This is a genomic window from Microbacterium sp. MEJ108Y (genome assembly GCF_000834175.1).
GTDB lineage: Bacteria > Actinomycetota > Actinomycetes > Actinomycetales > Microbacteriaceae > Microbacterium > Microbacterium forte.
In genome coordinates, this window is record NZ_JXQX01000002.1 from 1 (window position 1) to 17,520 (window position 17,520).

16 protein-coding genes are annotated in these 17,520 nt (G+C 67.6%); all 16 read left to right on the plus strand.

The annotated features are described in order from the left end of the window. A partial coding sequence (locus RU09_RS00600; protein ID WP_042536609.1) for a replication-associated recombination protein A occupies window positions 1–906 on the plus strand: 906 nt, incomplete at its 5' end. A gap of 161 nt (window positions 907–1,067) precedes the next feature. Beyond that, complete coding sequence (gene rpsD / locus RU09_RS00605; RefSeq protein ID WP_052492801.1) at window positions 1,068–1,697, plus strand: 30S ribosomal protein S4; 630 nt, start codon at window positions 1,068–1,070, stop codon at window positions 1,695–1,697. A 105-nt stretch (window positions 1,698–1,802) separates the two neighbouring features. Next, complete coding sequence (locus RU09_RS00610) at window positions 1,803–1,991, plus strand: hypothetical protein (protein ID WP_042536610.1); 189 nt, start codon at window positions 1,803–1,805, stop codon at window positions 1,989–1,991. 81 nt (window positions 1,992–2,072) lie between these two features. Beyond that, window positions 2,073–4,733: an alanine--tRNA ligase gene (gene alaS / locus RU09_RS00615; protein WP_042536611.1), complete on the plus strand. Its 2,661-nt coding sequence runs from the start codon at window positions 2,073–2,075 to the stop codon at window positions 4,731–4,733. After that, window positions 4,730–5,206 carry a Holliday junction resolvase RuvX gene (gene ruvX / locus RU09_RS00620; protein WP_042536612.1) on the plus strand — a complete coding sequence of 159 codons (477 nt, stop codon included), beginning with the start codon at window positions 4,730–4,732 and terminating at the stop codon, window positions 5,204–5,206. The genes alaS and ruvX overlap by 4 nt, the downstream gene beginning before the upstream one ends. Beyond that, window positions 5,206–6,726 carry an endolytic transglycosylase MltG gene (mltG, locus tag RU09_RS00625; protein ID WP_042536613.1) on the plus strand — a complete coding sequence of 507 codons (1,521 nt, stop codon included), beginning with the start codon at window positions 5,206–5,208 and terminating at the stop codon, window positions 6,724–6,726. The genes ruvX and mltG overlap by 1 nt, the downstream gene beginning before the upstream one ends. After that, complete coding sequence (locus RU09_RS00630; RefSeq protein WP_156145850.1) at window positions 6,723–7,535, plus strand: shikimate dehydrogenase; 813 nt, start codon at window positions 6,723–6,725, stop codon at window positions 7,533–7,535. Before mltG ends, RU09_RS00630 begins: the two co-directional genes overlap by 4 nt. A gap of 54 nt (window positions 7,536–7,589) precedes the next feature. After that, entirely contained in the window at window positions 7,590–8,819 is a 1,230-nt protein-coding gene (gene aroC / locus RU09_RS00635; protein ID WP_042536615.1) for a chorismate synthase, read from the plus strand. Further along, complete coding sequence (locus RU09_RS00640) at window positions 8,803–9,321, plus strand: shikimate kinase (protein WP_042536616.1); 519 nt, start codon at window positions 8,803–8,805, stop codon at window positions 9,319–9,321. Before aroC ends, RU09_RS00640 begins: the two co-directional genes overlap by 17 nt. Beyond that, window positions 9,318–10,406: a 3-dehydroquinate synthase gene (aroB, locus tag RU09_RS00645; RefSeq protein ID WP_042536617.1), complete on the plus strand. Its 1,089-nt coding sequence runs from the start codon at window positions 9,318–9,320 to the stop codon at window positions 10,404–10,406. The genes RU09_RS00640 and aroB overlap by 4 nt, the downstream gene beginning before the upstream one ends. Next, window positions 10,403–10,840 (plus strand): type II 3-dehydroquinate dehydratase, encoded by a 438-nt coding sequence (gene aroQ / locus RU09_RS00650; RefSeq protein ID WP_042536618.1) that lies wholly within the window; start codon window positions 10,403–10,405, stop codon window positions 10,838–10,840. The genes aroB and aroQ overlap by 4 nt, the downstream gene beginning before the upstream one ends. Window positions 10,841–10,915: 75 nt before the next feature. Beyond that, entirely contained in the window at window positions 10,916–11,476 is a 561-nt protein-coding gene (gene efp / locus RU09_RS00655) for an elongation factor P (RefSeq protein WP_042536619.1), read from the plus strand. Window positions 11,477–11,479: 3 nt separating this feature from the next. Beyond that, complete coding sequence (gene nusB, locus RU09_RS00660) at window positions 11,480–11,890, plus strand: transcription antitermination factor NusB (protein ID WP_042536620.1); 411 nt, start codon at window positions 11,480–11,482, stop codon at window positions 11,888–11,890. A gap of 56 nt (window positions 11,891–11,946) precedes the next feature. Beyond that, window positions 11,947–15,246 carry a DEAD/DEAH box helicase gene (locus tag RU09_RS00665; protein ID WP_231567441.1) on the plus strand — a complete coding sequence of 1,100 codons (3,300 nt, stop codon included), beginning with the start codon at window positions 11,947–11,949 and terminating at the stop codon, window positions 15,244–15,246. Between the two features lie 75 nt (window positions 15,247–15,321). Continuing rightward, window positions 15,322–16,899, plus strand: coding sequence for a Rieske 2Fe-2S domain-containing protein (locus tag RU09_RS00670; RefSeq protein WP_042536621.1), 1,578 nt, complete (start codon window positions 15,322–15,324; stop codon window positions 16,897–16,899). 1 nt (window position 16,900) lies between these two features. After that, window positions 16,901–17,485 (plus strand): hypothetical protein, encoded by a 585-nt coding sequence (locus RU09_RS00675; protein ID WP_042536622.1) that lies wholly within the window; start codon window positions 16,901–16,903, stop codon window positions 17,483–17,485. Window positions 17,486–17,520 lie beyond the last annotated feature (35 nt).

Genomic DNA, 17,520 nt, shown 5'->3' on the forward strand with positions numbered 1-17,520 from the left:
GCGACCACCGAGAACCCCTCGTTCTCGGTGATCTCGCCGCTGATGTCGCGGTCGCTGCTCCTGACGCTGCAGCCGCTGACAGACGACGACGTCGGGCTGCTCGTCGATCGGGCGGTGACCGATGCGCGCGGACTCAACGGCGCGGTCACTCTCGCCGATGACGCGCGTGCCGCCCTCATCCGACTGGCGTCCGGCGATGCGCGACGCGCGCTCACGGGGCTCGAGGCGGCTGCGGCCGTCGCTCTGTCGAAGGGCAAGGAGGGCGCGGTGCCGGCCGCGACCGCCGACGATGTCGCTCAGGCCGTCGACAAGGCCCTGCTGCGGTACGACCGTCAGGGTGACGAGCATTACGACGTCATCAGCGCGTTCATCAAGTCGATCCGCGGCTCCGACCCCGACGCCGCACTTCACTACCTCGCAAGGATGATCGAGGCGGGGGAGGACCCCCGTTTCATCGCGCGGCGTCTGGTGATCTCGGCGTCCGAAGACGTGGGTCTCGCCGATCCTCAGGCGCTCTCGATCGCGGTCGCCGCCGCCGATGCGGTCGCCTTCATCGGCATGCCCGAGGGGCGGATCCCGCTCGCCGAGGCGACCGTCTACCTCGCCACGACCGCCAAGTCGAACGCGGCGTACGTGGGAATCGACGCGGCGATCGCCGACATCCGCTCCGGCGGGTTCGGTCGGGTGCCGCTGCACCTGCGCGACGCCCACTATCCCGGTGCCAAGCGGCTCGGCCACGGACGCGGCTACGTCTACCCGCACGACGGCGAGTTCGGCATCCTTCCGCAGCAGTATCTGCCCGACGAGCTGCGCGGGAAGCGGTACTACGAGCCCAAGAACTTGGGCGCTGAGCGAGACATCTCGGCCCGCCTGGAGCGCATCCGTCGCATCCTCGACGGCCGGTGACACGAATCTGTTAGACTGGATCGGCTCGAAACCAAGTTTTCGGGCATCTCCTCGTTCACACCCCACCTTGCTGGCGCCCCGGCGTGCGCTCCAAGGCAGAACGCGGACGATACGTCCGTGAGTCGTGAAAGACGCGACCACGTCATCGGAAGGATAACTTCGTGACCACGAAGTCCCAGGACCGCCGCAAGGTGCGTCTGAGCCGTGCACTCGGCATCCCGCTCACCCCGAAGGCCGCCCGCTACCTCGAGAAGCGTCCCTACGCTCCGGGCGAGCACGGCCGCACCAAGCGCAAGGCTGACAGCGACTACGCCGTCCGTCTTCGTGAGAAGCAGCGTCTGCGCGAGCAGTACGGCATCCGCGAGAAGCAGATGCGCAACACGTTCAACGAGGCTCGCCGTCAGGAGGGCCTGACCGGTGAGAACCTGGTCGAGCTGCTCGAGATGCGTCTCGACGCCCTCGTCGTGCGTTCGGGCTTCGCCCGCACCACCGCGCAGGCTCGTCAGCTCGTCGTGCACCGTCACATCCTCGTCGACGGTCAGCTCGTCGACCGCCCGTCCTTCCGCGTGAAGCCGGGTCAGCTCATCCACGTCAAGGCCAAGAGCGAGGGCACCGAGCCCTTCCAGGTCGCAGCAGCCGGCGGCCACGCCGAGGTCCTGCCTCCCGTTCCCGGCTACCTCGAGGTCGAGCTCGACAAGCTCCAGGCTCGCCTGGTTCGTCGCCCGAAGCGCGCCGAGGTCCCCGTGACCTGTGAAGTGCAGCTCGTCGTCGAGTACTACGCAGCTCGCTGAGTTCAGCTTTTCCGCAGAAGGCGTCGGGGTCACCCGACGCCTTCTGTCGTTTCCGCATACGATGGAAGCACCGCGCCCACGCGGGCCAAAGGCAAGGATGGCGACATGAAGAACGTGCAGTGGTTCCTGATCGGTGTGATCGGCGGCTTCGTCGCGGCGCATCTCATGAACAACGACCCGCGCGGTCATGAGATCCTCGCCGAGGTCGACGCCCGCTTCAACGAGTTCACGGGGATCGTCGGCGATGCCTTCCGCGCGGAGCAGGCTCGTCTCACCGAACCCTCTGACGACTGACCGTCGCGGCAGCCTCGCCGCGACATCACGTCAGTCTCCACGCCCTTCCACACCCTGTACGCAAGGACACCTGGCACCCCTATGAAAACTGCGGAGATCGCGGAGCGGTATCTCGACTTCTTCGAGAAGAACGACCACCTCATCGTCCCCTCGGCCTCGCTGGTCAGCGATGACCCGTCGCTCCTGTTCACGGTCGCCGGAATGGTGCCGATGATCCCGTACCTCACCGGGGTCGTGCCCGCACCGCATCCGCGCATCGCCGATCTGCAGAAGTGCATCCGCACCAACGACATCGAAGAGGTCGGCAAGACCGCGCGTCACGGCACCTTCTTCCAGATGATGGGCAACTGGTCGTTCGGCGACTACTTCAAAGAGGGTGCGATCCGCTACGCGTGGGAGCTCCTGACGAGCTCCGAGGCCGACGGCGGCCTCGGCTTCGACGAGAAGGACCTCTGGGTCACCGTCTATGAGACGGATGACGAGGCCGAGGCCATCTGGCGTGACATCATCGGCCTCAAGCCCGAGCGCATCCAGCGTCTGGGGCGCGCCGACAACTACTGGAACACCGGCCAGCCCGGCCCCGGTGGACCGGACTCCGAGATCTTCTTCGATCGCGGCCCCGCATACGGCAAGGACGGCGGCCCGGCCGCCGACGACTCGAGGTTCCTCGAGATCTGGAACCTCGTGTTCATGCAGGACTTCATCGAGAACATCCGGGGCAAGACCGAGTTCGACATCGTGGGGGAGCTGCCCCAGAAGAACATCGACACCGGCATGGGACTCGAGCGCGTCGCCTTCCTCAAGCAGGGCGTCGAGAACATGTACGAGACCGATCAGGTGCGCCCGGTGCTCGACCGTGCTGTCGAGCTCTCGGGTCGACGCTACGGAGCCGTGCACGAAGACGACGTCCGCTTCCGGGTGGTCGCCGACCACGTGCGCTCGTCGCTCATGCTGCTGTCTGACGGCGTTCGCCCGTCCAACGAGGGCCGCGGCTACATCCTCCGACGCCTGATGCGTCGCACTGTGCGCTCGATGCGTCTGCTCGGTGTCGACGAGCCGGTGTTCCCCGAGCTCTTCGCCACCTCGCGCGACGCGATGAAGTCCGCCTACCCCGTGCTCGAGAAGGAGTGGTCGACTCTCTCCGCTTCGGCGATCGCCGAGGAGGAGACCTTCCGCCGCACGCTGGCATCCGGATCCACGATCCTCGACCTCGCGCTCGATGAGACGAAGAAGAGCGGCGGAGCCTCGCTGAGCGGCTCCGAGGCGTTCCTGCTGCACGACACCTACGGCTTCCCGATCGATCTCACGCTCGAGGTCGCCGAGGAAGCGGGTCTGGCGGTCGACCGCGAGGCGTTCGACACCCTCATGCAGGAGCAGCGCTCGCGCGCCAAAGCCGATGCACGCAATCGCAAGCGTCAGCTCGCGGACGTCTCCGTGTACCGCGATCTCCGTGCTCTGGGTGAGACGGGCTTCGACGGATACTCCGAGCTCGAGGTCGACTCGCGCATCCTCGGAATCCTCGTCGACGGCCACACCGTTCGCAGCGCCGCAGAGGGGCAGATCGCCGAGGTCGTGCTCGCCGAGACCACGCTGTACGCCGAATCCGGTGGGCAGGTCGCCGACAAGGGCGTGATCGTCGGCCCCGGGTACGAGCTCGAGGTGCTCGACGTGCAGCGCCCGGTGCCCGGACTCATCAGTCACACCGTCGAGGTCACCCGCGGTGTCGTCGCCGTCGACGATGCGGCCACCACCGTCGTCGATGCGGCGAATCGACGCGCGGCTCGCCAGGCTCACTCCGCGACGCACCTCGTGCACGCCGCGCTCCGCGACACCCTCGGTCCGACGGCGACGCAGGCCGGGTCGCTCAACCGTGCGGGCTACATGCGGTTCGACTTCTCGTGGTCGCAGGCGCTCTCGGCTGACACGCGCACCGAGATCGAGGAGATCACCAACCGCGCCGTCAACGACGCCCTCGAGGTCACGACACGCATCGTGACGCTCGATGAGGCGAAGGATGCCGGAGCCATGGCTCTCTTCGGCGAGAAGTACGGCGATGTCGTGCGCATGGTCGACATCGGAGGGCCGTGGTCTCGCGAGCTGTGCGCGGGAACCCACGTCAGCACGAGCGTGGAGATCGGTCTCGTCAGCGTCGTCGGCGAATCGTCCGTCGGTGCGTCGAACCGACGCATCGAAGCGCTCGTCGGTCAGGATGCGTTCCGCGAGCTCGCGGCAGAGCGTGCGCTCGTGTCGCAGCTGACGACCTCGCTCAAGACCCCTCGCGATCAGCTCGCCGAGCGCATCGCCGATCTCTCCGCGAGCCTCAAAGCGGCGGAGAAGCGCATCGCGCAGTTCGAGTCCAAGGAGCGCGCGGGTCGTGTTCCCGCCATCGCCGATGCGGCGAGCCGCGTCGGCGCCTTCCGGGTCGCTGCGCAGTCGCTCGGCGAGGTGGCTTCGGCCGATGACGTGCGCGAGCTCGTCCTCGCTGTCCGGGACCGCCTCGGTTCCGACGCCGCGGTCGTCGCGCTCGGGGCCTCGGTCAACGGTCGCCCTGTGGTGGTCGTCGCGACGAACGACGCCGCCCGTGCGGCCGGTGCCAAGGCCGGAGCGCTCGCGAAGCGCGCCGCTTCGGTGCTCGGTGGAGGCGGCGGCGGTCGTGATGACGTCGCTCAGGGCGGTGGCACCGATGTCGCAGCTCTGCAGTCGGCGCTGGAGGCCGTGTCGCAGGAGCTGCAGTCAGCGTGAGCGGATTCCGCCGCGGGGTGCGCATCGGCATCGATGTCGGGCGGGCGCGCGTCGGGGTCGCTCGCTGCGATCCGGACGGCATGCTCGCGGTGCCCGTCGAGACGGTGCAGCGGAACGAGCAGGCGATCGACCGGATCGCCATGATCGCCGAGGACTACGACGTGCTCGAGTTCGTCGTCGGACTGCCCGTCAACCTGATGGGTGCCGACACGGCATCGACGACGGATTCCCGTGAGTTCGCGGTCGCCCTGCAGGCTCGCACAGGCACTCCTGTGCGGCTCGTGGACGAGCGGCTCAGCACGGTCACTGCACACGCCGCGTTGCGTTCTTCGGGCAGAACACAGAAGAACTCTCGTAGCATTGTGGATCAGATCGCCGCGGTGGTCCTGCTGCAGCAGGCGATCGACACGGAGAAGAGCACCGGAAACCCGACCGGTGCCACGATTCCGCTCGACGAGGAGTCCCCCCGATAATGCCCGAACGTGAGAGTGCTTCGCCCCAGCACGATCCGGACGCCCGCCTGGGTGACCTGTTCGAGAACCTTCCCGACCCGGCGCAGCAGATCCCGACGGTGGACAACACGCCACCCGCGCCCGGGTCTCGTCGAGCGGCACGCGAAGCCGCCGCCGCGCAGTCGTCCACTGACCCCGCACGCCCGTCCGCGGACACGCCGACGGGTGAGGACGTGTCGACCCGAGCGATGCCGACGGCCGCTGCCGAGGACCCCGCCGTGTCGTCGCCTTCGGCGGATAGGGCGGCCTCCGCGGAGCGAGCCTCCGACGCCCCGTCGGGCGGGCCGACCGGGGACGGTGCTCCGGCCCGGGCCGGCGACGGCTCCGCGGCAGGCGGCCGTCTGGAGGACCTCTTCCACGGACATCCCGAGGACCACACCGGCAACCGACCGCCGGCGAAGAAGAAGCGTCGCACAGGGTGCCTCGTCGCCCTCGTCATCGTCCTCGCGGTGATCGGCGGCATCGTCGGTGCAGGCGTCTGGGCGTGGAACGCGTACGGCGACAAGATCAGCGATGCCCTCGGCTGGGGCGATCCGAAGGACTGGGAGCCGGGGATGGCCACGGGCGAGGTGCTCGTCACGATCCATGAGGGCGACACCGGCGCACCCGTGTCGGCGGCGCTGCACGAAGCCGGCGTCACGCGCACGGAGGATGTCTTCTACGACTACCTCGTCACCGAGAACATCGCGGTCACCTTCTATCCGGGCATCTATTCCCTGAAGGAGAAGATGACGGCCGAAGCGGCGCTCGAGGCGCTGCAGAACCCCGAGAACAAGCGCGAGAACTCCGCCAGCGTCGGTGAGGGCGCGACCATCGAATCCTCGCTGCCCGACATGGCCGAGTCTCTCGGCATGCCCGTCGAAGAACTTCAGGCTGCGGTCGACGCGGATCCTGCGACCTACGGTGTCAGCGCGCAGAGCCTCGAGGGGTGGCTCTTCCCGGCCGTCTACACGTTCGATCCTGAGGTGACCGCCACGCAGGTGATCCAGCGCATGGTCGATCGCACGAAGGAAGCGCTGACGGAGGCCGGGGTGCCCGCCGAGGATGCGCAGCGCGTGCTGACGATCGCGTCGATCATCCAGCGCGAGGGCCTCACCGCAGACTTCCCGAAGGTGTCGCGCGTGATCGAGAACCGTCTCGACATCGACATGAAGCTGCAGATGGACTCGACGGCGCAATACGGATACGGCTCGCTCCACGAGGGTGTCGTCTCGAGCTCCGCCGAGGCGCTCGAGGACGACAACCTGTGGAACACCTACGTGCACACCGGCCTGCCGGTCACACCGATCGCCAGCCCGAGCTTTGCGGCCATCGATGCAGCGATGCACCCCGCCGACGGTCCGTGGCTGTACTTCGTGACGACGAACCTCGCCACCGGCGAGACCCAGTTCTCGGTCACCTATGAGGAGCACCTCCAGGGTGTGGAGAAGTGGGAGCAGTGGTGCCAGGAGAATCCTGACGGGGGATGCTCGGCCGGATGACCCAGCGGCGCCTCGCGGTGTGGGGAGACCCGATCGCGCATTCCAAGTCACCCCAGCTGCACGCCGCGGCATACGCCGCACTCGGTCTCGACTGGGAGTACACGCGTCGCCGAATCGACGAGGCGGCGTTCATCGAGGCGCTGGAGACTCTGGACGATTCGTGGCGCGGGCTCTCGCTCACGATGCCCCTCAAAGAGAAGGCGCATCGAGCCGCGCGAACGCACGATCGCTACGCGGACCTCACCGGAGCGGTCAACACGCTCCTGCTGACAGGTGGGATCAGCGGGTTCAACACCGATGTCGGCGGGATCGTCGATGCCCTGGGTGAGCAGGGTCTGCTCGACATCGACCGGGTCCGCATCCTCGGCGCCGGTGCCACGGCCTCATCCGCTCTGGTCGCGTGCGTCGAGGCGGGAGCCCGCTCGATCGATGTGCGGGCACGCCGACCTGAACGCGCCGCCGCGCTCGTGGCCCTCGGGCATCGGCTCGGTGTCACGATCTCGGCGTCTCCCTTCGATGCCGACCTGCCCGACGTCGGGCTCACCGTGGCGACGCTGCCCGGTGGCACGGCGCTCGGCCCCGCGACCTCTGCGCGGCTGTCTGCGAGCGGGGGAGTGCTGTTCGACGTCGCCTATTCGCCGTGGCCGTCGGCTCTCGCATCGGCATGGAGCGACGGCCGCGCCGTCTCCGGTGAGGGGATGCTGCTGCGCCAGGCCGTGCGGCAGGTCCGGATCTTCCTGCACGGCGACCAGAGCGTTCCGCTGCCCTCCGAGGAGGCCGTGGTCGCCGCGATGAAGGCCGTTCTGTAGTCACCGGTCGTCACGCGGCACGATCCGAGTCGAAAGGCGTGGGAGACTAGAGCAATGCTCCGCGTGCTCACGGCCGGCGAATCGCACGGCCCAGAACTCATTGCCGTCATGGAGGGTCTGCCTTCAGGCGTCCCTGTGTCCTCCGAGGCGATCCAGGCCGATCTCGCACGTCGCAAGCTCGGCTATGGGCGCGGCTCGCGCATGAAGTTCGAGCAGGACGAGCTGACGATCTCGGGCGGCGTTCGCCACGGCAAGACCCTCGGCAGCCCGATCGCTCTTCGCATCGGCAACACGGAGTGGCCGAAGTGGATCGAGGTCATGAACCCCGAACCCGTCGAGCTGACAGACAAGTCCCGTGGCCGGAGCGCACCGCTGACCCGCCCGCGGCCAGGACACGCCGATCTCGTGGGCATGCAGAAGTACGACTTCGACGAAGCACGGCCCATCCTCGAGCGTGCCAGCGCACGAGAGACGGCTGCCAGGGTCGCCCTCGGCGCCATCGCCCGCTCGTTCCTCGGCGAGCTGGGCATTCGCCTCGTCAGCCACACGCTGTCGATCGGGCCGGTACGCGTGCCGGACGGCGCTCCGCTTCCGACCCCCGAAGACGTCGACACGCTCGATGCCGATCCGCTGCGCTGCTTCGACGCGACGACCTCCGCCCTCATGGTTGAGGAAGTCGATGACGCGAAGAAGGACGGCGACACCCTCGGTGGGATCGTCGAGGTGCTCGCATACGGTCTTCCGCCCGGACTGGGCTCGCACGTTCACTGGGATCGCCGTCTGGATGCACGTCTCGCGCAGGCCCTCATGAGCATCCAGGCGATCAAGGGCGTCGAGGTCGGCGACGGTTTCGAGACCACGCGCCGACGCGGCTCCGCCGCTCACGACGAGCTGTTCGCGACCGCAGACGGCATCTCGCGCGGCTCGGACCGCGCGGGAGGCACCGAGGGCGGGATGTCGACCGGAACGGTGCTGCGCGTGCGCGCGGGAATGAAGCCGATCGCCACCGTGCCGCATGCTCTTCGCACGATCGACGTCGCCTCGGGCGAGGATGCCACCGCACACCATCAGCGCTCTGACGTGTGCGCCGTGCCTGCGGCCGGAGTGGTGGCCGAAGCCATGGTGGCCGTCGAACTCGCCAATGCCGTGCTCGAGAAGTTCGGGGGCGACAGCATCGGAGAGACCCGCCGCAACCTCGAGGGTTACCTCGCGGCGATCCCGGCCGAGCTGCGCACGACGCCCGCGTCCGAGGCGGCGCTCATCGCGCATGACGAGCGAGGCTGATCCGCTGACGCTGGTGCTCGTCGGTCCGATGGCCGCCGGCAAGACCAGCGTCGGGCGTCGCGTCGCGCGCAAGCTCGGCGTGCCGTTCGTCGACACCGACAAGCGCGTGGTCGCAGCACACGGCCCGATACCGGCGATCTTCGAGCAGCACGGTGAGGCGCACTTCCGCGCGCTCGAGCGCGCCGCGGTCGCGGAGGCTCTGGGGACGGGCGGTGTGATCTCCCTCGGCGGTGGGGCCGTGACGGACGCGGCCACCCGCACGCTGCTGATCGAGCACCCGGTCGTGTTCCTGACCGTGACCCCTGCGGCGGTCGCCGATCGGATCCACAGCGGCGGACGCCCCCTGCTCGCGGGCGATGACCCCGTCGGGCGTTGGACACAGATCTTCGAAGAACGTCGAGACTGGTATGACGAGGTGGCATCCGTGACGTTCGACACGTCACGGCGCCCCATGCAGCGCATAGCCGACGACATCGTGGCATGGAGGAGAGAACTGGGATGAGTACGACAACCATCAGCGTGACGGGGGAGAACCCCTACGACATCGCCATCGGACGCGGCATCCTCGACCGGGTGTCGGAGGTGCTCGATCCCGGAGTGCGCAAGGTCCTCGTCGTCCACCCGCCCACGCTCGCCGCCCGCGCGGCGGAGCTGCGGGATCGGCTGCTCGCCGACGTCGAGAACGGTCAGCGAGAGGTTCTGCTCGCAGAGGTGCCTGATGCCGAGCAGGGCAAGCGCGTCGAGGTGGCCGCCTTCTGCTGGCAGGTGATGGGACAGGCCGACTTCACCCGTTCGGACGCCGTCGTCGGATACGGCGGCGGCGCCGTGACCGATCTCGCCGGCTTCGTCGCGGCGACCTGGCTGCGGGGGGTGCAGCTCGTCCAGGTGCCCACCACCGTGCTCGGCCTCGTGGACGCATCGGTGGGCGGCAAGACCGGGATCAACACCGCCGAGGGCAAGAACCTCGTCGGCGCTTTCTGGGCACCTCGCGCGGTGATCGGCGACCTCGACGAGCTCGCCAGCCTCAGCCCGAACGAGGCGACCGCGGGCTTCGCCGAGGTCGTGAAGGCCGGATTCATCTGGGCGCCCGAGATCCTCGACATCATCGAAGCGGACCCCGCGCGCGCCGTCGACTCGACGACACCCGAGTTCCGTCGGGCGATCGAACTCGCCATCGACATGAAGGCGCAGGTCGTCTCCGACGACTTCCGCGAAGCGGGCCAGCGCGAGATCCTCAACTACGGCCACACCCTCGGCCACGCGATCGAGCATGCCGAGCGATACCGCTGGCGCCACGGTGCGGCCGTCTCGATCGGCATGCTGTACGCGGCTGAGCTGTCGCGACTCGCCGGCCGACTGTCGGACTCCGCCGCCGAGCGTCACCGCACGATCCTCGACTCGCTCGGGCTGCCGACCGGCTATCGTGCCGGTGCATGGCCACAGCTGCTCGCGACGATGCAGCGCGACAAGAAGAGCCGGGGTGGCATGCTGCGGTTCATCCTCCTCGACGACATCGCCAAGCCCACCGTGCTGCAGGCGCCGGACGAGTCGCTGCTCTTCGCCGCCTACCAGGAGATCGGCGAATGACCCGTCGCATCCTGCTCGTCAACGGTCCGAACCTCAACCTGCTCGGCAGCCGCGAGCCCGAGGTCTACGGCACGGCGACACTCGCCGATGTCGAGAAGCTCACCGCTGCGGCCGCCGAGGCGGAGGGCTTCGAGCTCCGGGCGCTGCAGAGCAATCACGAGGGGGTGCTGATCGATGCCATCCACGCCGCGAGGGAGGACTGCACTGCGATCATCATCAACCCGGGCGGGCTCACGCACACGAGTGTGGTGCTGCGCGACGCCCTGACCGGCGTCGCTCTGCCGTTCGCCGAGGTGCACATCTCCGACGTGTACGCGCGGGAGGAGTTCCGGCACCATTCCTACCTCCACGATGTGGCAGCGGTGCGTGTGATCGGCGAGGGCGTCGACGGCTACGCGAGCGCTGTGCGGCAGCTCGCAGCGCTCATCGCGTAGAATCGACTCTCGGCCCACCCCAGTCCACCTCGGACGCGAGCGGCCCCCAGACTCTAGAAACGGAAAGTCCAGCGCATGGCATCTACCGCAGACATCAAGAACGGCGTCGTCCTCAACATCGAGCGGCAGCTCTGGAGCGTCGTCGAGTTCCAGCACGTCAAGCCCGGCAAGGGCGGCGCGTTCGTCCGCACGAAGCTCAAGAACGTGATGAGCGGCAAGGTCGTCGACAAGACGTTCAACGCAGGCGCGAAGATCGAGATCGAGAACGTCGACCGTCGCGACTACACCTACCTGTACACCGATGGTGACGGGTACGTCTTCATGGACCAGACCGACTACGACCAGATCACTGTCCCCGCGGCGACCGTCGGCGACGCGAAGAACTTCCTGCTCGAGAACCAGCAGGTCACGATCGCGCTCAACAACGGCAACCCGCTGTACATCGATCTGCCGGCGTCCGTGATCCTCGAGATCACCTACTCCGAGCCAGGCGTGCAGGGCGACCGCTCGTCGGCCGGCACCAAGCCCGCCACGCTCGAGACGGGTTACGAGATCCAGGTGCCGCTGTTCGTGGAGACCGGCACCAAGGTCAAGGTCGACACGCGCACCGGCGACTACCTCGGTCGCGAGAAGTAAGGCGTGAGCGCCCGTACGAAGGCGCGCAAGCGCGCACTCGACATCCTGTTCTCCGCCGACGTCCGCGGCGACGAGGTCGCGGTGGCCCTGGCCGCCGAAGCCAAGCGCGCCGCGAGCGAACCGGCCCGCGAGGCCTCCTGGCTGTACGCGCGCGAGGTCGTAGACGGCATCATCGACCACCGCGACGAGATCGACGAGCTCATCACGACGCACAGTCGCGACTGGAAGCTCGAGCGGATGCCCGCGGTCGACCGCGCGCTGCTGCGCATCGGCGTCTGGGAGATCCTGTTCAACGCCGAGGTGCCGACGGCCGTCGCCATCGATGAGGCGGTCGAACTCGCCAAGGAGTTCTCCACCGACGATTCGGGCGCATTCGTGCACGGCGTGCTCGCCCGCGTCTCTCGCGCGGCCTGAGCGACGACTCAGGACGCGGTCTCCGAGATGTCGGAGGCCCTGGGAAGGATGGGGTCATGCCCGCGCCGCACGTCGATCTTCGGGATCTCATGCAGATCACCGATGCGGGTGGTTATCAACGCGGTCTCGCCTATTTCCGCGAGGGCAACGTGCTCGACGTGGTCTGGCATGAGGATCTCCTCGAACTCGAGGGGCATGTTCGCGGCAGCTCCGATGCCCAGTATGTGACCGAGATCCTCTTCCACTCATCGAACGGGACGAGGCGTCCGAGGACGACTCGCTGCTCGTGCCCGGTGGGCAGCGGCTGCAAGCACGTCGTCGCGACGCTGCTCGCGTCCAACGTGCACGAGTACTCCCAGCAGGCGGCGGCTCTTCAGCGTCAGCCCGACGCTCAACCGGAGTCGGCCGCGCCCCGCAGCGCTGCGGCGACGTCGTGGCGCAGCCTGCTCGACCCGTCGGTCTCTCGGCACCCCCAGCGCCTCGCGCTCGGGATCGAGCTGCGGCACCGCGAGTCCCGCAGCGAGAACCACTGGGGACCACGCCCGGTTCGTGCTGCGACGGCGCGCGATCTGGCACGCCCGAACGGGGAGCTGCTGCTGGCGATCCGTCCGATGATGCGCAGTGCGCAGACCGGCGCCTGGATCCAGGGAGGCGCTGGGTGGGATGCCGTCCGGCGCGACGCCTCACAGTTCGGTCGCGATCAGAACCGCTGGTTCGGCGACCTGCTCAGCATCTCGCGGGATTCGCTGCTCTCCGGCAACGCCGGCGAATGGCTCGTCCTCGACCAGGTCGAGTCCCCTTTGCTCTGGCGGCACCTCCGCTCGGGCGCCGAGCTCGGCATCCCGCTCGTCGCGAGTCAGAAGAGCGCCTCGGTGCGCATTGCGGCCGGCGCGGAGGTCTCGACACGCATCACTCGAACGGACGACGGCTCTCTGGCGGTGTCCGCGGACGTGCGCATCGACGATCGAGAGGTTCCTGACCGGGAGGTGCATCCGATCGGCCGCACGGGGGTGTACTCGGTCGGCCTCGTGGGCGCACGGATCGAGATCGTCCTCGCCGAGGTGTCGCTGAGCGAGCAGACGCGCGCACTGCTCGCGGCACCCGATCCGATCGTCGTGCCCTCCGACGATGAGAAGGCGTTCATCGCCGACGCGTATCCGCTGCTGGCGAGACGAAGCACCGTGCGCACGGTCGGCGCGGTCGCGCTCCCCGACGTTCCCGAGCCGGAGCCCGTGTTGACCGTCAGCTACGAGCGCGGCGATGTCGTGAGCTACACGTTCGAATGGTCATACGGTCAGTTCGGGCGCGTGCCGTTCGCCTGGAACGACGCAGCAGTGCGCGACGCCGCCGTCGAGACCGCCAAGAGGGCGGCGATCGAGGCTGCGTGGCAGGAGTTCCGCACGACGAGCTTCAGGCCGAGCGGCTCCTTCCACGACATCGACGCGGCGGCGTTCGTCGCGGAGGGGGTTCCCGCACTCGAGGCGGTGGGAGTGCGCGTCGAATCGAGCGGAGAGCGCAAGGCGTACCGCGAGCTGATCGGCGATCCGCAGGTCAAGGTCACGACCGTCGAGTCGACGGACTCCGACTGGTTCGATCTCGGCATCCTCGTGACGATCGACGGCCGGACGATTCCCTTCGGGCCGTTGTTCACGGCACTGAGCAAGGGGCGCAAGAAGCTGCTCCTCTCCGATGGCGGGTACTTCTCACTCAACCACCCGTCGCTGGATCGTCTCCGTGACCTCATCGAGGACGCGGGCGAGCTCGACGAGTGGGAGACGGGCCCCCGGATCAGTCGCTACCAGACCGATCTCTGGGAGGAGTTCGAGGATCTCGCAGACGAGGCCGAGCCTGCCGTCAGCTGGCGCGCCACGGCTGACGGGCTTCGTCAGGCCACCGGTGTCCCCCCGACGCCCGTGCCCGAGGGGGTTCAGGCGGAGTTGCGCCCCTATCAGAAGACCGGCTTCGACTGGCTGGTCTTCCTGTGGCGTCATCGGCTGGGCGGAATCCTCGCCGACGACATGGGTCTCGGCAAGACCCTGCAGCTCCTGACGTTCGTGCAGCACACGAGGGATGCCGGCGAGACGCGGCCGTTCCTCGTGCTCGCGCCCACGTCGGTGCTGAGCACCTGGCGGTCGGAGGCCGCGCGATTCACTCCGGGGCTTCGCGTGTCGATCGTCGACAGCACGAGCGGAAAACGCGCTGATGTGCTGAGGGCGGCGGCACGGTCGAGCGACCTGGTCGTCAGCTCGTACACGGTCGCACGACTCGACGAAGAGGAGTTCCGCGAGGTCGAGTGGGCCGGACTGATCCTCGACGAGGCCCAGTTCGTCAAGAACCCCAAGACGAGACTCCACCGCGCCATCTCGACGTTCCGTGCCGACGTCACGTACGCCGTGACCGGCACGCCGATGGAGAACAGCCTCTCCGAGCTGTGGTCGCTTCTCAAACTCGCCGCGCCGGGGCTCTTCCCTTCGGCGCGGAAGTTCAAGGACCGGTACATCCAGCCGATCGAGAAGGGGAAGGTCCCCGAGAACGAGGAGGGCGGCGAGTATCGCGCTCGGCGCCTCGCCCAGCTCCGTCGTCGCGTCAGGCCTCTGATGCTGCGACGCACGAAGGAGCTCGTGGCACCTGATCTCCCTGCCAAGCAGGAGCAGCTTCTCGAGGTCGAGATGAGCCCGGAGCACAAGGCGCTCTACGACGTCGTGCTGCAGCGCGAGCGTCAGAAGGTCCTGGGGCTGATCGACGATCTCGATCGCAACCGCTTCATCGTGTTCCGCTCTCTCACGCTGCTGCGGATGCTGAGCCTCGCACCTGCGTTGGTCGACGAAGCCGATGCGGACATCGGCTCGAGCAAGCTCGACACGCTTCTCGAGCGAGTGGTCGAGCTGCAGGCCGAGGGGCACCGCGCGCTCGTCTTCAGCCAGTTCACCTCGTTCCTCGATCTCGCAGCTGCTCGTCTCGAGGCCGCCGGCATCCCGTATGCGCATCTCGACGGCTCGACGCGGCGCAGAGAGCAGGTGATCGACGGGTTCAAGGCGGGGGAGCAGCCGGTGTTCCTGATCAGCCTGAAGGCCGGTGGGTTCGGACTCACGCTGACCGAAGCCGACTATGTCTTCCTGCTCGATCCCTGGTGGAACCCGGCCGCCGAAGAGCAGGCGATCGACCGCACGCATCGCATCGGGCAGACGAATCAGGTGTTCGTCTATCGGATGATCTCGACCGGCACGATCGAGGAGAAGGTCCTCGAGCTTCAGCGCCGCAAGGCCAGGCTCTTCACCGCGGTGATGGACGACGACGAGCTCTTCGCGCAGTCGCTCACGGCCGACGACATCAAGGGTCTGTTCGACGAGGCCTGATTTGTTCCGGCCGGGTCACCGCATCCGTCCAGCACCCCGTCGGTAGAATCGAACGGTTCACTTCAGGAGGAATGCATGCGGATCACGGGACTCGGCCACGCCGGGATGTTCATCGAGACAGTCGGCGGGAACATCATCTGCGACCCGGTTCTCGGGCCCTCGTTCTTCGGCTCGTGGTTCCCGTTCCCCGACAACCGTGCGCTCGACTGGGAGCGGTTCGGCCGCGAGGCGGACTTCCTCTACATCTCGCACCGGCACCGCGACCACTTCGACCCGACGCTGCTCGAGCGCTACATCCGCAAGGACATCGAGGTGCTGCTGCCCGAGTACCCCATCGATGACCTCGAACAGGACATCAGGGCACTGGGATACACGAACATCACCTACGCCCCGGCTGGCAGGATCATCGAGCGCGGCGATCTCAAGATCATGATCACGCCGTTGCGAGCGCCGAGTGACGGCCCCATCGGCGACTCGTCGCTGAGCGTCGACGACGGCACCGGATCGGTGCTCAACCAGAACGACTCCCACCCCCTCGACCTCGACACGCTGCTGCACTTCGGCAAGCCTGACGCGTACTTCACACAGGTCTCGGGTGCGATCTGGTGGCCCATGGTCTACGACCTGCCGATGGACGCGAAGCAGAACTTCGCGAAGCTCAAGCGAGACGCGCAGAACAAGCGAGCGATGTACTACATCGACAAGGTGGACGCTCCGCACGTCTTCCCGATGGCAGGGCCGCCCATGTTCCTGCGCGACGATCTCTTCGACTTCAACGGGGTCGGCCGCAACGGTGAGTCCATCTTCACGGACCAGAAGCAGTTCCTCGCCCACATGAAGGAGCTCTCGCCGCAGTACGACGGGCATCTGTTCGTTCCGGGGACGGTCGTGACCGTCGACGCCGGTCACGTGTCGACCGAGCAGACGCTGTACTCCGAGGCGGAGCTCGCCCACATCTTCGATGAGAAGTGGGACTACCTCGAAGAGCAGCGGGCGTCCCGCCAGCAGGAGATCCTCGATGAGGAGGCCTCTCGCGCAGAGGTCCTTCCTGCCGCCGAGATGCTCGAGGAGCTGAAGACCTGGTGGGAGCCGCTGCTGAAGAAGTCGCGCACCATCCGTCTCGGAGTCGGTGGCTGCGTGCGATTCAGGATCGGCGACCTCGACATGGTCGTGGACTTCCCTCGGGCGAAGGTCCGCGAGTATGCGGGCGAGGAGTGCATCTACTGGTACACGATCCCCGCTGATCTCGTCTCGACGAACATCCGCGATCATGAGATCGACTGGTCGAACTCGATCTTCCTCTCCATGCAGTTCCAGGTGGGACGCAGCGGCAAGTTCAACGAGTTCCTGACGACGTTCCTCAAGTGCCTCTCGGTCGACCGCATCGAGTACGTCGAGAACTGGTACCAGGAGCAGACGGATCAGACCGAGGACGCCGAGATCGGCGACTGGGTCGTGCAGCGCCGCTGCCCGCACCTGCGTGCCGACCTGACCAAGACCGGCAAGGTCGACGAAGACGGCATCCTGACCTGCAGCATGCACGACTGGAAGTGGGACCTCAAGACCGGCCGCTGCCTGTCGACGAGCGGTCACCCGATCCGTTCCACGAAGATCGACGAGGTCAGCGACGCTGTGCTCAGCGAGGCCAGCTGACGTGTCACGAACCCCGCATCCGCAGGGATCGGGTCGTGATGCCCGAACGACGCGGCTCGAGTACAAGGGGCCGTTGCGCGGTGCGCGATGGATCGTGCGATCCGACTCCGAGCGACTCGTGCGCATCGCCGCGGACTTCTTGACCGGCGTGGGCTTCGAGCGCCGCGACGACGACTTCGACGGTAGGCTCCGCGCGCGAGGCTCGGAGTGGACGGCGACCGCGCTCGAGATCGGCGATGAGAAGGGCTCGAAGCGCAGCTGGTGGCGAGGTCTGCTGACCGACGAACTGCCCTTCCCGTTGCCCCACGCGCTGCAGCCCGTGCTGCCCCCGACGCTCGTCGTGGCCGCAGCACGCCCCGTCGCCGTCGGCGTGGCCGAGCTCGTCGTCTTCCCGCACACTTCGGCACGTGGAGATGCGACGCATGCGCGCGCAGCGGCACCACGCGTCACATCCGCCCTGGAACAGATCACCGCCGCCGCCGGGGCCGAGGGCGCGATGCTCTCGCACGAGTCGCTCTCCGGCATAGCGAACGACGGCTCGCCCGCCTCGCAGGCGGTCGTGCGTGAAGTCCTGGAGTGGCGCTGAGTCGCGCTAGACTGGGTCAATCAAGCAACCTTTAA